14 protein-coding genes are annotated in these 12,836 nt (G+C 65.4%); 7 read left to right on the top strand and 7 right to left on the bottom strand.

The window, feature by feature from the left end:
- Positions 1-429, top strand: coding sequence for an EamA family transporter (locus QE393_RS19865; RefSeq protein WP_273805531.1), 429 nt, complete (start codon positions 1-3; stop codon positions 427-429).
- Positions 430-609: 180 nt separating this feature from the next.
- On the opposite strand, the gene QE393_RS19860 is transcribed toward QE393_RS19865, so the two are convergent.
- Positions 610-2,370: a cation:proton antiporter gene (locus QE393_RS19860; RefSeq protein ID WP_310045198.1), complete on the bottom strand. Its 1,761-nt coding sequence runs from the start codon at positions 2,368-2,370 to the stop codon at positions 610-612.
- Positions 2,371-2,641: 271 nt separating this feature from the next.
- Here QE393_RS19860 and QE393_RS19855 point away from each other — a divergent pair, with 271 nt between their 5' ends.
- From QE393_RS19855 to QE393_RS19835, 5 genes are all read left to right on the top strand, one after another.
- On the top strand, positions 2,642-3,499 hold the full coding sequence (locus QE393_RS19855) for a Tim44 domain-containing protein (RefSeq protein ID WP_263258561.1): 858 nt from the start codon (positions 2,642-2,644) through the stop codon (positions 3,497-3,499).
- A gap of 180 nt (positions 3,500-3,679) precedes the next feature.
- The gene (locus tag QE393_RS19850; protein ID WP_133860206.1) at positions 3,680-4,081 is read left to right on the top strand and encodes an SMI1/KNR4 family protein; all 402 of its coding nucleotides are present in this window, start codon (positions 3,680-3,682) and stop codon (positions 4,079-4,081) included.
- 68 nt (positions 4,082-4,149) lie between these two features.
- Positions 4,150-4,908 (top strand): SDR family NAD(P)-dependent oxidoreductase, encoded by a 759-nt coding sequence (locus QE393_RS19845; protein ID WP_027598710.1) that lies wholly within the window; start codon positions 4,150-4,152, stop codon positions 4,906-4,908.
- A 59-nt stretch (positions 4,909-4,967) separates the two neighbouring features.
- Entirely contained in the window at positions 4,968-5,450 is a 483-nt protein-coding gene (locus QE393_RS19840) for an acyl-CoA thioesterase (RefSeq protein ID WP_133860207.1), read from the top strand.
- Positions 5,451-5,525: 75 nt separating this feature from the next.
- Positions 5,526-5,684: a hypothetical protein gene (locus tag QE393_RS19835; RefSeq protein WP_310045660.1), complete on the top strand. Its 159-nt coding sequence runs from the start codon at positions 5,526-5,528 to the stop codon at positions 5,682-5,684.
- Between the two features lie 4 nt (positions 5,685-5,688).
- On the opposite strand, the gene QE393_RS19830 is transcribed toward QE393_RS19835, so the two are convergent.
- Positions 5,689-6,651, bottom strand: coding sequence for an energy transducer TonB (locus tag QE393_RS19830; RefSeq protein WP_310045196.1), 963 nt, complete (start codon positions 6,649-6,651; stop codon positions 5,689-5,691).
- 131 nt (positions 6,652-6,782) lie between these two features.
- Complete coding sequence (locus tag QE393_RS19825; RefSeq protein WP_310045194.1) at positions 6,783-7,739, bottom strand: GTP-binding protein; 957 nt, start codon at positions 7,737-7,739, stop codon at positions 6,783-6,785.
- Between the two features lie 51 nt (positions 7,740-7,790).
- Between QE393_RS19825 and QE393_RS19820 the strand changes: the two genes are divergently transcribed.
- Positions 7,791-8,141: an NADH:ubiquinone oxidoreductase gene (locus tag QE393_RS19820; RefSeq protein ID WP_310045193.1), complete on the top strand. Its 351-nt coding sequence runs from the start codon at positions 7,791-7,793 to the stop codon at positions 8,139-8,141.
- A gap of 18 nt (positions 8,142-8,159) precedes the next feature.
- Here the strand turns inward: QE393_RS19820 and glmS are convergent, their stop codons facing one another.
- The 4 genes from glmS to QE393_RS19800 form a co-directional block, all read right to left on the bottom strand.
- The gene (gene glmS, locus QE393_RS19815; RefSeq protein ID WP_310045191.1) at positions 8,160-9,995 is read right to left on the bottom strand and encodes a glutamine--fructose-6-phosphate transaminase (isomerizing); all 1,836 of its coding nucleotides are present in this window, start codon (positions 9,993-9,995) and stop codon (positions 8,160-8,162) included.
- 67 nt (positions 9,996-10,062) lie between these two features.
- Positions 10,063-10,833 carry a DeoR family transcriptional regulator gene (locus tag QE393_RS19810; protein WP_310045188.1) on the bottom strand — a complete coding sequence of 257 codons (771 nt, stop codon included), beginning with the start codon at positions 10,831-10,833 and terminating at the stop codon, positions 10,063-10,065.
- Between the two features lie 54 nt (positions 10,834-10,887).
- Entirely contained in the window at positions 10,888-12,255 is a 1,368-nt protein-coding gene (gene glmU / locus QE393_RS19805; RefSeq protein WP_310045186.1) for a bifunctional UDP-N-acetylglucosamine diphosphorylase/glucosamine-1-phosphate N-acetyltransferase GlmU, read from the bottom strand.
- 154 nt (positions 12,256-12,409) lie between these two features.
- Positions 12,410-12,835, bottom strand: coding sequence for a F0F1 ATP synthase subunit epsilon (locus tag QE393_RS19800; protein ID WP_007160117.1), 426 nt, complete (start codon positions 12,833-12,835; stop codon positions 12,410-12,412).
- Position 12,836 lies beyond the last annotated feature (1 nt).

Genomic DNA, 12,836 nt, shown 5'->3' with positions numbered 1-12,836 from the left:
ATGACCACCTCCTGGCTATTCTGGGCGCTTCTGGCGGCGGCCTTCGCCGCCCTGACCGCCATCTTCGGCAAGCTGGGCGTGGAACACGTCAACGCCGACTTCGCCACCCTGCTGCGCACCCTGGTGGTCGTGGTGGTCCTGGCGGCCATCGTCCTGGCCACCGGGCAGGCGCAACCCCTGGCCAGCATCGCCGGGCGCAGCTATCTGTTCCTGGTGCTCTCGGGTGTGGCCACCGGCCTGTCCTGGCTGTGCTACTACCGGGCGCTCAAGCTGGGCCCGGCGTCGCTGGTGGCGCCAGTGGACAAGCTGAGCGTGGTGCTGGTGGCGATCTTTGGCGTGGCGCTGCTGGGTGAGCGCCTGGACCTGCGCCAGTGGTGCGGCATCGCCGCCATCGGCGGGGGCGTGCTGCTGCTCGCCTGGCGACCTTGAAGGGGCGCAGGAAAAGGGCCTGACCGCCGGTGGGAGATTGCCGGACGGCAGAAAGCGACCAAGCCGATTTCCTGCATTGCGCATTCCCTTGCCATCGTCCCGTTCATTCAAACGGGCGACTTAGAGCGATTCTGCCGCGTCGATCCCCAGCCGGCAATGGCTGGATTCCGCAAAAGCGGCCTAATGGTGTCCGTCCTTGTCCTGTTCCAGGGTCTCGATGAAGGCGATCTGCAGCCGCGAATGGACGCGGATGAACCAGCGCCACAACACCGCGATCACCACCACCGCGACCAGGCCGATCAGCAGCAACAGCTCGCCGCGCGGCAGGATGCTGCTGCTCAGGGCAGCCAGCAGCACCAGGATGCCGGCCAGCGACAGCAGCGGAATCAACTCGCTGACCAGCCGCCGCACCGGCTGCGTATAGCGCCCGGCCTGGTTCTGCCTGACGCTGAGTTCGGCCATCAGCATGGCCAGGGCCTTGAGCTTGCGATAGGCGGCGATCAGGCAGGGCAGCGACAGCAGCAGCGCCCCACCCCAGATGCAGGCCTTCTGCAGATCGGGATCGGCGATCCAGGTGCTGAGCCAGCCCGCCAGGCCACCAGCGAAATAGGCCCCGCCCAGGAAGATGGCGATGACCAGCGACAGGTTGATGCCGACCTGCAGCAGGATGCGTCTCATCATGCCGGCCAGGACCGCCTTCTCGCCCTGGGGCTGGATGCTGCGCAGCCATTCGCCATAGATGCCCAGCACTCGCTGCAGGGGCTGCGGCAGCCAGCGGCCGATCCACAGCGCCAGCGGATCGGCCGCCCTGATCAGATAGGGGGTGAGCAACGTGGTGACCGCCGACACGGCCACCGCCACCGGATAGAGGAAATGGCTGGTGACGCCCAGGGTGATCCCCAGGGTGGCGATGATGAAGGAGAACTCGCCGATCTGCGCCAGCCCCATGCCGACCCGCAGCGAAGTCCGGCCGTCGTTGCCGGCGATCAGGGTCCCCAGGCTGCAGGCGAGGATCTTGCCCAGGACCACGGCGACGCTGATCACGGTGATCGGCCAGGCGTATTCCACCAACACCTTGGGATCGAGCAGCAGGCCGATGGCGACGAAGAAGATGGCGCTGAACATGTCGCGCAGCGGCTCCACCAGCTTTTCGATCTGCAGCAGCTGGCGCGACTCGGCCATGATGGCGCCGATCAGGAAGGCACCTAGCACCACGCTGTACTCCAGCTTGGCCACCAGCAAGCAGAAGCCGAAGCACAGTCCCAGCACCGTGATCAGCAGCATCTCGTTGCTTTCGAAGGTGGCCACGTAGGCCAGCAGGCGCGGCACCAGCAGGATGCCGATGACCAGCGCCACGATCATGAACAGACTCAGCTTGCCCAGGGTCGAGGCCACCGCGCCCGGCTCCACCGAGCCGCTCACCGCCAGGCCCGACAGCAGGGCGATGATGCCGATGCCGAGGATGTCCTCGACGATCAGCACGCCAAAGATCTGCTGGGCGAAGCGCTCGTGCTTCATCTTCAGCTCGTTGAGCGCCTTGACGATGATGGTGGTCGAGGAGATGGCCAGGATGGCGCCGAGGAACAGCGAATCCATGTGCGACCAGCCGAACATCTGCCCTACCTGGTAACCCAGCCAGAGCATCAGGCTGATCTCGAGGAAGGCGGCGATGAAGGCCGTGGCGCCCACGCGGAACAGCTTGCGCAGCGAGAACTCCAGACCAAGGCTGAACATCAGGAAGATGACCCCCACCTCGGCGAGGGTCTTGATGCTTTCTTCGTCGTGGATCAGACCGAATGGCGGGGTGTGGGGTCCGATGATGAAGCCGGCGAGGATATAGCCCAGGACCACGGGCTGCTTGAGGCGGTGGAAGAGGATGGTCACCACGCCGGCCACCAGCATGATGACGGCCATGTCCTGGATAAAAGCTAGAGCATGCATCGGCCGGGCCCTCCTCTGACGGGCCGGGCACTCTCCCGACACCTGCGCTGACTGGAGACCCAGACTAGCATCTGCAAACTCTTGTGACGGATTTTGCAAAAATCTGTAATAGATTGATGTGCTTGGAAATTTTCAACGGTCGCAAGCACTTGGTGCCCTGCTTCCAGGTGACGCCGACAGGGCAAAATACCGAAACAATTCACGCTGGCTGTACTTGACCGGGCAGCGCAAGATGTATCCAACACCAGACTCTTCACAGAGAGAACACCACATGCAACGCCTGATGAGCATCTTCATGATCCTGTGCCTGGGCCTCACGCTCAGCCTGGATGCCAATGCCAAACGCATGGGCGCCGGCAAGTCCGCTGGCGCCGCGCCCATCCACCAGACCCGCCAGGCCGCGCCGACCCAGCAGCCGGGCATGGCCGCTCCTGCCGCCGGTGCTGGCGCCGCCGCCGCTGCCCGTCCCAGTGGCGCCTCGCGCTGGCTCGGCCCGCTGGCCGGTATCGCCGCCGGTGGTCTGCTGGCCTCCATGTTCATGGGTGACGGCTTCGAAGGCTTCCAGTTCTTCGACTTCCTGATCCTGGCCCTCATCGCCTTCGTGATCTTCCGCCTGATCGCCCGCCGCAAGCAGCAGGCCGGTCCGCAGCCCGCCGTGGCCGGTCATGCGCCCATGCAGCGCGAGATGCCCAACCAGCCCAGCAATGGCGGTCTGTTCGGGGGTGCCGCTGCCGGTGCCGCGCCGGTGATCAATGCACCGAGCTGGTTCAATGCCGAGCGCTTCGTGGCGGCCGGTCGTGATCACTTCATGAGCCTGCAGCAGCACTGGGACGCCAACGAGATGGACAAGATCTCCGAGTTCGTCACCCCGCAGATGCTGCAGTGGCTGCGTGACGAGCGCGCCGCGCTGGGCGAAGGCTTCCAGTCCACCTACATCGAGAACCTGAACGCTACCCTGGACGGTGTCGAGGATCTGCAAGGCAAGACCATCGCCACCATCACCTTCAACGGTGTGTCCAAGGAGTCGCGCTTCGACCAGGGCCAGCCGTTCAGCGAAAGCTGGCGCATGGAGCGCATGGCGGGCGAGAACCAGCCCTGGCTGCTGGCCGGTATCCGCCAGAACGCCTGATAACGGCGCTTCACCGAAAAGCCCGGCTCTACGCCGGGCTTTTTCATGGGCGCCGCCTGCCGAACATCTCTCGAAACCGCTATCAAGTCCGCACGGAAGCTGCCGTTATCCCGGACTGAACTGCTAACCTTGCGCGCCTCTTTTCCCTTTATCCGGTGCGCATTTCGAGAGAGGCCTGCTATGGAAGACGTCATCGAACGCCTGCGTGAAGAAAACGAACCCGTTCCCGTACCCCTGGAGTTGCCCGACGAAGACCTGCTGGTCGAGATCGAGGAAGAACTGCTCATCAGTCTGCCGCCGGAATTCCGTGAATTCCTGCTGACCGTCAGCGACGTGGTCTATGGCCGTATCGAGCCGGTGACCGTCACCGATCCGCAGTCCCATACCTATCTGCCGGAAGTGGCAGCCACCGCCTGGGACGAAGGTCTGCCGCGCGAGTACATTCCCCTCTGCGCCAGCGACGACGGCTACTACTGCGTCAGCCAGGAAGGCGAGGTACTGTTGTGGGAAGACGGCGACCTGACCGACGAATCCTGGGATTCGGTGTGGATCTGGGCCCGCGACGTCTGGCTGGAAGGCTGACCGGGCCGGTACTGAACGACCCTGCCCGACACGGGTCTGGATAAGGCCATCACTCCGGAGGAAGCGTCATGAGCACTCCCGTCGTCCTGATCACCGGCGCTGCGGGCGGCCTCGGCCGCGCCCTGGCGCAACGCTTCGCCCAGAGTCGCTGGCGCGTCGCCGCCGCCGACCGTGATGCCGAGGGCCTGCATGGGCTGAACGGCATCGTCGGCCTGGATTCCAGCGTGACCGCCGATATTTCCAGCGCCGAAGGCTGCCGCTCCCTGGTCAGCAAGGTCATGGCCCGTACCGGGCGCCTGGATGCCCTGATCAATGCCGCGGGCATCTGGCGCGAAGGCGAGGTGGAGACCTTTACCGAGGACGACTACGACCTGGTGATGGCGGTCAATCTCAAGGCCACCTTCTTCATGTGCTCGGCGGCCATCCCCTTCCTCAAGGAAAATCGCGGCGTCATCATCAATGTCGCCAGCGGAGCCGGGCGTCAGCCCATCGCCGGTGCGGCGGCCTATGGTGCCGCCAAGGCGGCGGTGCGCTTCTTCAGCCAGAATCTGGCGGTGGAACTGGCGCGCGACGGCGTGCGGGTCAACGCCGTCTCGCCAGGCGACATCGACACCCCCATGCTGGACTTCCAGGCTGCCCACTACGGCAGCGGCGATCCGGCGGGCTATCGTCGCAACCTGCTCAATCGCTATCCCCAGGGCGAAACCGCGCGCTTCATCCAGCCGGAAGAGGTGGCCGAGTTCGTCTATTTCCTCTGTCAGCCCCAGGCGGCAGCCATTTCCGGCGCCGACCTGCCCATCGACTTCGGTCTCTCCGCCGGCCGTTGATGGCTGTGACAGACGGCGCCGCTGCGCCGTCTACAGGATTTCCCCTCGAGGATTCGCCCATGGAAGCCGGCAACCACCAGTTGAGCATGACCATCCTGATGACCCCGGACCTGGCCAACTTTTCTGGCAAGGTCCACGGGGGCGCGCTATTGAAGTACCTCGACGAAGTGGCCTATGCCTGCGCCAGCCGCTATGCGGGGCGCTACGTGGTCACGCTATCGGTGGACCAGGTGATCTTTCGCGAACCTATCCACGTCGGTGAGTTGGTGACCTTTCTGGCCTCGGTGAACTACACCGGGACCACCTCCATGGAGATCGGCATCAAGGTCATCACCGAGAACATCCAGCAACGCTCGGTACGCCATACCAACAGCTGTTTCTTCACCATGGTCGCCGTGGACGAAGACGGCAAATCCTGCCCGGTTCCCCAACTCGAACCGGCGACGACGGACGAGAAGCGACGCTGTGTGCAGGCCCAGCAGCGCCGGCAGATCCGCCGGGAACTTCAAGAGCGCTATCAGGCGCTCAAGGAAACCTTTTGAGTTTTGTCGGTTAGGTCGCCGTCGTTCGACGGCAGCGGCTCCAGGGATCTGGCAATCCAGATCCCTGGAGCCAGGATGTCCCATGACACCCCTCGGATATCCACCCTGGCGATCGGCCTGGTCCTGGCGTTCGCCTTCGGCATCCTGGCCACCCGCCTGCGACTGCCGCCCATCGCTGGCTATCTGCTCGCCGGGGTGGCCGCCGGCTCCTTCACGCCCGGCTTCGTCGCCTGACGACCTAGCGGCGCTGGATCTTGAAGTTGAAGGTCTTGGTCGCCTTGCGCGGCACGATCTGACCACCGGAGACCCGCGGGGCGAAGCGCCATTCGCCCAGCACCTCGAGCACGGCGCGCTCCAGTTGCTTGTTGGAGGCTTCCAGCACCTGGATATCGGCCAGTCGACCGTCGGCGGTCACGGTGAACATCACCCGCACCTCGCCACCCACACCGCGCCGCCGGAGCATTTCCGGATATTCCGGCGGTGTCATCTTGACCGGTCGGATATCGGCATCGTCGATGCTGCCGGTAGGCAGGCCCGCGGTCTTTGGCGGGCCCGACGGCGCCGCGGCCGGTGCCGGCTGACTGGGTGCGGTGGTGGCCGCCGGCGCGGGGGCCGGTGACGGCGCGGCCTGGGCGACGGGCTCCGGTGCGGGCTCGACCTTTTTCGGCAACGGTTTCTGCTGGCTATGCTCGACCGGCTTGGGCTTCGGCTTGGGTTTGGGCTTCTCCACCACCGGCTTGGGCGGCTCCACCGGCTTCGGTGGTTCCACGGGCTTGGGAGGCTCCGGGGGCGGCGGTTCGGGTTGTGGTGGCGGCGGCGCGGGCGGTGCCGGGGTCGGCGCCGGGGGTTCAGGAACCGGCTTGGGCAACTGGATGAAGCTGACCTGCATGGGTTCGTCACCCTTGGCGATCTTCAACTCCGGCGGCGCCTGGACCACCATGAACAGGGCCGCTGCCATGCTCGCATGCATGATCAGCGACAGCGCCGAGGCGGCGCCCCAGCCGCGGCCACGCGGTGGCTGCTCGCCCGGCTCGGCCGCGCCGACCGGGGTCAGTACCGGTGTCAGGATCTCTTCGTTACGCTCGGGCATGCGGAACGACAGGATGGTGGCCGAAGGCTCGCTTCGCTCGGCATTGACCCCTGCCACCGGCTCCACGTCGCCGGTCAGGGCCGCCCTGACGGATCCCTGGACGGATTCCACCTCGTCACCGTCGGAACGCGCGGCAATTACGAGGGGTTCAGGCTTGGCAAGCGACGTCGGAGCCATGGGAGCAATACGCAGAGGAAGTAAATTTAATAATCATTATCATTAACTGAACAAATTTGGCAACCTCAAATGTCGCGAATGGTCCTGCGCAGCGCCTTTTCGAGAGCCTCTAGATCCGGCCTCTCCTTCAGGATCAGCTCCAGCCGGTTGTCACGTCGCCATAGCGTCGGTTCCCAGCGACCTTCTCCGGCGAGACCGTTGTAGGCCTGCCAGCCGTCCGCCAGCTGCAGGACCGCCTTCAACCTGAGCAAGCCAGGAAGATCACCCAGCAGGGCCAGCAGCGCTGGCCCATCGAAGCTGTGGCTGGAGTGCCAGCGCCAACCGACGGCCTGGCGTCCCTCCTGGGCATGACTGAAGCGCAGCGGACGCCCCGGCAGCAGCAATGCCTGTGGACTGACGGCGGCGCCAGGTTCGGGCAGCTCGCCGCCAGCCGATGCGTGGGTACTTGCCAGGGGTAGTTCGGTTAAGGGGATCTGTCCGCCTTCGGTCCAGTACAGCGGCCGGTCGCCGAATTGTACAGGCAGGGTTGTCCGGTCCAGGCCGGCGCTTTTGTTAAGCACGACCAGCCCGGCCTGCTCCAGTGCCTGTTGCTGGGCATCCGGCAGGGGCTGGCGTTGCAGCACCTGCCGGGCATCCGCTACCCAGACCAGGGGTTGCAGGCTCAGCACCCCGGCCCAGGGCGAGGCCTGGAGTTGCCGATAGAGGCTGGCGGGATGGCCGAGACCGGAGGGCTCGATGAACAGCCGCTGTGGCCGAGCGCGCCGCAACAGCCGCGTGAGGGCCACCTGCAGGGGTACGCCCTGGACGCAGCACAGGCAACCACCGGGGACCTCGGCAATACTCAGGCCCTTGTCGTCCGGGGTCATCAGCGCCGCATCGAGTCCGACCTGGCCGAACTCGTTGACCAGAATCGCCCAGCGCTCGGTGACGGGTCGCTGGGCGAACAACTGGCGGATCAGGGTAGTCTTGCCGGCCCCCAGAGGACCGGCGATCACATGGGTCTTGATATCGGCGAGGCGCATGGCGGGAGGTCGAATGCTAGAGTGGCGATTTGATCGAGGAGATGGGCTGGAATGTGGCGATCGCTGATCCCGCTGCTGCTGTTGCCGTCACTGGCACTCGCCGATGCCTGCGTGATCCGCAGTCGTCAGGGCAGTGTGGACGTGCAGATCTGCCAGAGCAACATCGATATCCCCGCCCAGCTGTTTCGTGACGGCTTCTGCCAGCCGCAGCTCAAGGAGCAGCAGACCGAGGTCCGCTTCGTCGATCGCTGCCCGGTCGGCGAGATCGGCATCTGCCAGGGCGCCCGCAGCCCGGGTGTGCCCTATCGGCAGGACATCCACTATTACGGCGAGCCCGGCGACGGCCGCTTTCTGGCCGTCGCCTGTCGCCAGCAGAATCAGGGCAGCTGGCGCGTGCCCTGAGGTTCCACGTGGAACCGCTTATTCCACGGTCACCGATTTGGCCAGGTTGCGCGGCTGGTCAACGTCGGTGCCCTTGAACACGGCCACATGGTAGGACAGCAGCTGCAGGGGGATGGTGTAGAGGATCGGCGACAGGGCATCGTGGATGTGCGGCATCGGTACGATACGGGTGCCTTCGCCTTCCTCGAAAGCGGCACGCTCGTCGGCGAAGACGATCAGCTGACCGCCGCGGGCGCGCACTTCCTGCAGGTTGGACTTGAGCTTTTCCAGCAACTCGTTGTTGGGCGCCACCGTCACCACCGGCATGTCGGCATCCACCAGCGCCAGGGGACCGTGCTTGAGTTCGCCGGCCGGATAGGCCTCGGCGTGGATGTAGGAGATCTCCTTGAGCTTGAGTGCGCCTTCCATCGCCACGGGATACTGCTCGCCCCGCCCCAGGAACAGGGTGTGGTGCTTCTCGGCAAAGGACTCCGCCAGCTTCTCGACGGTCTTGTCCATGGCCAGGGCTTCGTCCAGGCGCGCTGGCAGCCGCCGCAGCTCGGCCACCAGCTCGGCTTCGACACCGGCATCCAGGCGTTGCTGGCAGCGTCCCAGACTCAGGGTCAGCAACAGCAGGGAGACCAGCTGGGTGGTGAAGGCCTTGGTCGAGGCCACGCCGATCTCCGGCCCGGCCTGGGTCAGAAAGCTCAGCTGGGATTCGCGCACCAGGGAGCTGGTCGCCACGTTGCAGATCGCCAGGCTGCTCAGATAGCCGGATTGCTTGGCCATGCGCAGCGCGGCCAGGGTATCGGCGGTCTCGCCGGACTGGGAGATGGTGACGAACAGGGTATCCGGGCTGACGGCGACGCGGCGGTAGCGGAATTCGCTGGCCACCTCGACCTGGCAGGGAATGCCCACGTATTCCTCGATCCAGTAGCGCGCGACTGAACCGGCATGAAAGCTGGTGCCGCAGGCGACGATCTGTACCTGACGGACCTTGGCGAACAACGCGGACGCCGAGGGACCAAAGGCCTCGGGCAGTACCTGCCCATCACCCAGGCGCCCTTCCAGGGTGCGCTGGACCACGCTGGGCTGCTCGTGGATCTCCTTGAGCATGAAGTGACGATAGGCGCCCTTGTCGGCGGCCTCGCTGCCTTCGTGGTACTGCACCGTCTCGCGTTGGACCGGCTCGCCGTTCACGTCCCAGAGGTGGACCTGATCCAGGCGGATCTCGGCCACGTCGCCCTCCTCCAGGTAGACGAAGCGATCGGTCACCTGGCGCAGCGCCAGCTGGTCGGAAGCCAGGTAGTTCTCGCCCAGGCCCAGGCCGATCACCAGGGGGCTGCCGCTGCGAGTCGCCACCAGGCGATCCGGCTGCTGCCGCCAGACCGCCGCCAGGCCGTAGGCCCCATGCAGTTCCTTGACCGCTGCCTTGAGCGCCATGGTCAGGTCGCCGCTGTCCTGCAGCTTGAGGTGCAGCAGGTGGACGATGACCTCGGTATCGGTCTGGGAGGTGAAGACATACCCCTGAGCCTTGAGCTGGGCGCGCAGGGCTTCGTGGTTCTCGATGATGCCGTTGTGCACCACTGCCACATCACCCTGGGAGAAATGCGGATGGGCATTGGCTTCGGTGGGCGCACCATGGGTCGCCCAGCGGGTGTGGGCGATGCCCAGGCGACCTGCCAGGGGGTCGGCCAGCAACGCCGCCTCCAGCTCGCTGACCTTGCCAATGCGGCGCAGGCGCTGCAACTCGCCCTGGGCGTCCAGCAGCGCCAGGCCGGCGCTGTCATAGCCACGGTATTCCAGGCGCTTGAGACCCTCGACCAGAATGGCGGTGATATTACGCTCGGCAATGGCGCCGACGATTCCACACATGCTTACCTCCCGTTGCCTGTCTTATCCACAACGACCCGAATGGGGCGGTTGTGGATGACCTGATTGTCTAGTTTTCCACAGGGGCGCAGACCACCTGCACCCCCCGAGTTTCGATCGCCCGGGCCGCCTCGGCGGGCAGGCGCTCATCGGTGATGAGCACGTCCACCCTTTCCCAAGGTAGTTCCAGATTGGGAATTCGCCTGCCCAGCTTGCTCGCTTCGGCCATGACCACCACCTCGCGTGCCACCTCCGCCATCACCCGAGACAGCGACAGATGCTCGTTGAAGGTCGTGGTGCCGCGCTCCGGATCGAGGCCGTCGGCGCCGATGAACAGCTGGTCGAAGTCGTAGGATCTGAGCACCTGCTCGGCGACCTGGCCCTGGAAGGATTCGGAATGCGGATCCCAGGTGCCACCGGTCATCAGCAGCATGGGCTCCTGTTCCAGCTCGCGCAGCGCCGTGGCCACCTGCAGGGAATTGGTCATGACCACCAGCCCGCGGCGGCGATCGAGTTGAGGAATCAGCGCTGCCGTGGTGCTGCCGCAGTCGATGATGATCCGCGCATGTTCGCGCAGGCGCTGGGCCGCGGCCCGGGCGATGGCCTGCTTGAAGGGCGATGCCTGGGGCGGTGCCTCGGCCAGCAGTTCCTGGGGCATGGCCACCGCGCCACCGTAGCGACGCAAGAGCAGGCCGTTGCGTTCAAGGGCGGCCAGGTCCTTGCGGATGGTGACCTCGGAGGTCTCCAGCTGACGGGCCAACCCGTCCACGCTGACCTCGCCCTGCTCCTGGAGCTGGGCGAGGATGGCATGGCGGCGCTGTGCGGTATTGCGACGGGTCATAAATTTCGATTCGAAAGATAATGGATCGAATCAAAACCCAATAGCGGCCAGTCGTCAAGCCTTGGGGGCTTTCTTCGGCCGCTGCCAGCCGGTCTTGTTGACCTGCCGGGCCCGCCCCAGGGCCAGGGCATCAGCGGGCACATCTGCCGTGATGACCGAGCCTGCCGCGGTGGTCGCGCCCGCGCCAAGGCTGACCGGAGCCACCAGCGAACTGTTGGAACCCACGAACACATCCGCGCCGATTTCGGTTCGAAACTTGTTGGCACCATCGTAGTTGCAGGTGATGGTGCCCGCGCCTATGTTGCTGCCTGGACCGATGCTGGCATCACCCAGGTAGGTGAGATGACCGGCCTTGGCGCCATCCTGCAGATGAGCGTTCTTCAGCTCGACGAAGTTGCCCACATGGGCCTTGCTGCCCAGTTCGCTGCCGGGGCGCAGACGGGCGAACGGACCGACGTCGGCACCCTCCCCTACCACGGCACCATCCAGATGACTGTTGGCCTTGATGATGGCGCCGCGCTTGAGGACGCTGTCCTTGATCACGCAATTCGGCCCGATGCTCACGCCATCTTCCAGCACCACCCGACCTTCGAGGATGACGTTGACGTCGATGGAGACGTCGCGGCCGGCTTCGACCTGCCCACGCTGGTCGAAGCGCAGGGGGTCCAGCAGGGTCACGCCCTGCAGCATCAGGCGCTCGGCAGCGCGCTGCTGGAAATGCCGCTCCAGCTGGGCCAGTTGTCGGCGATCGTTGGCGCCCTGCACTTCCATGGCATCCGCCGGCTGGCTGGTGGCGATGGTCAGGCCGTCCGCCACCGCGAGGGCGATGACGTCGGTCAGGTAGTACTCGCCCTGGGCATTGCTGTTGGACAGGCGGCCCAGCCAGTCCGCCAGTCGCCGACCAGGTACTGCGAGGATACCGGTATTGCCTTCGCGAATGGCGCGCTGGGCGTCGCTGGCGTCCTTGTGCTCGACGATGGCGGTTACCTGCCCCTGGTCATCGCGCAGGATGCGGCCATAGCCGGTGGGATCGTCCAGCTCCACGGTCAGCAGCGCCAGGTGACCGTCATCCACCTGCTGCAGCAGGCGCTGCAGGGTCTCGGTCTGGATCAGGGGGACATCGCCATAGAGGATCAGCACCCGCTCCGCCGTCAGCGCCGGTGCCGCCTGGGCCACGGCATGGCCGGTGCCGAGCTGCTCGGCCTGGACCACGAAGCTCACGTCGTCGGCGGCCAGCTGGCTACGGACCTGGTCGGCGCCATGACCGATGACGACATGGATGCCGGCCGGCTGCAGTTCACGGGCGCGGTCGAGGACATGCCCCAGCATGCTGCGACCGGCCACGGGATGCAGCACCTTGGGTAGAGCGGATCTCATGCGAGTGCCCTGGCCAGCAGCCAGGATGACGATTTCCAGGGACATCGGAACCTCGGAGACAGGAGGAAGAGACGGGCCGGCGACCGAGGGCGATAGGCACCCTCCGAGTCCGACCACGCGAAATTTCTCGCCCACTTTTCGGGCGACAAAAGAAAAGGGTAGCCGAAGCTACCCTTGTCGTTACAGCCTGACCTTGCGCTTAGCGCTTGGCCTGTCGCTTGAGCTGCTGGATGGTGCGCAGCTGGGCGGCGGCTTCGGCGAGCTGAGTGGCGGCAGCGGTGTAGTCGAACTCCGTGCCCTTGTCGCTCAGGGCTGCCTCGGCGCGCTGCTTGGCTTCCAGAGCGGCAGCTTCGTCGATGTCACCGGCGCGGCTGGCGGTATCGGCCAGCACTTCGACGACATTCGGCTGCACTTCCAGGAAACCGCCGGAGATGTAGAACACCTCCTCGGCGCCCCCGGCCTTGACCAGGCGAATGGGGCCCGGTTTCAGATCGGTGAGCAGCGGCGCATGGCCCGGGGCGATACCCAGATCACCCAGGTGGCCGTGGGCGATGATCATCTCCACCGCGCCGGAGAAGATTTCCCCTTCCGCGCTGACGATGTCGCATTGGACTGTCTTGGCCATA

Source organism: Pseudomonas sp. SORGH_AS_0211, from assembly GCF_031453455.1.
GTDB classification, from domain to species: Bacteria; Pseudomonadota; Gammaproteobacteria; order Pseudomonadales; family Pseudomonadaceae; genus Chryseomonas; species Chryseomonas aestiva.
This window is presented reverse-complemented; position numbering and strand designations above follow the sequence as displayed.

What these genes read in the sequence shown, in the direction of transcription:
- QE393_RS19865 (WP_273805531.1), top strand. Translation starts at nt 1, where the DNA reads ATGACCACCTCCTGGCTATTCTGGGCGCTTCTGGCGGCGGCCTTCGCC.
- QE393_RS19860 (WP_310045198.1), bottom strand. Translation starts at nt 2,370, where the DNA reads ATGCATGCTCTAGCTTTTATCCAGGACATGGCCGTCATCATGCTGGTG.
- QE393_RS19855 (WP_263258561.1), top strand. Translation starts at nt 2,642, where the DNA reads ATGCAACGCCTGATGAGCATCTTCATGATCCTGTGCCTGGGCCTCACG.
- QE393_RS19850 (WP_133860206.1), top strand. Translation starts at nt 3,680, where the DNA reads ATGGAAGACGTCATCGAACGCCTGCGTGAAGAAAACGAACCCGTTCCC.
- QE393_RS19845 (WP_027598710.1), top strand. Translation starts at nt 4,150, where the DNA reads ATGAGCACTCCCGTCGTCCTGATCACCGGCGCTGCGGGCGGCCTCGGC.
- QE393_RS19840 (WP_133860207.1), top strand. Translation starts at nt 4,968, where the DNA reads ATGGAAGCCGGCAACCACCAGTTGAGCATGACCATCCTGATGACCCCG.
- QE393_RS19835 (WP_310045660.1), top strand. Translation starts at nt 5,526, where the DNA reads ATGTCCCATGACACCCCTCGGATATCCACCCTGGCGATCGGCCTGGTC.
- QE393_RS19825 (WP_310045194.1), bottom strand. Translation starts at nt 7,739, where the DNA reads ATGCGCCTCGCCGATATCAAGACCCATGTGATCGCCGGTCCTCTGGGG.
- QE393_RS19820 (WP_310045193.1), top strand. Translation starts at nt 7,791, where the DNA reads ATGTGGCGATCGCTGATCCCGCTGCTGCTGTTGCCGTCACTGGCACTC.
- glmS (WP_310045191.1), bottom strand. Translation starts at nt 9,995, where the DNA reads ATGTGTGGAATCGTCGGCGCCATTGCCGAGCGTAATATCACCGCCATT.
- QE393_RS19810 (WP_310045188.1), bottom strand. Translation starts at nt 10,833, where the DNA reads ATGACCCGTCGCAATACCGCACAGCGCCGCCATGCCATCCTCGCCCAG.
- glmU (WP_310045186.1), bottom strand. Translation starts at nt 12,255, where the DNA reads ATGTCCCTGGAAATCGTCATCCTGGCTGCTGGCCAGGGCACTCGCATG.
- QE393_RS19800 (WP_007160117.1), bottom strand. Translation starts at nt 12,835, where the DNA reads ATGGCCAAGACAGTCCAATGCGACATCGTCAGCGCGGAAGGGGAAATC.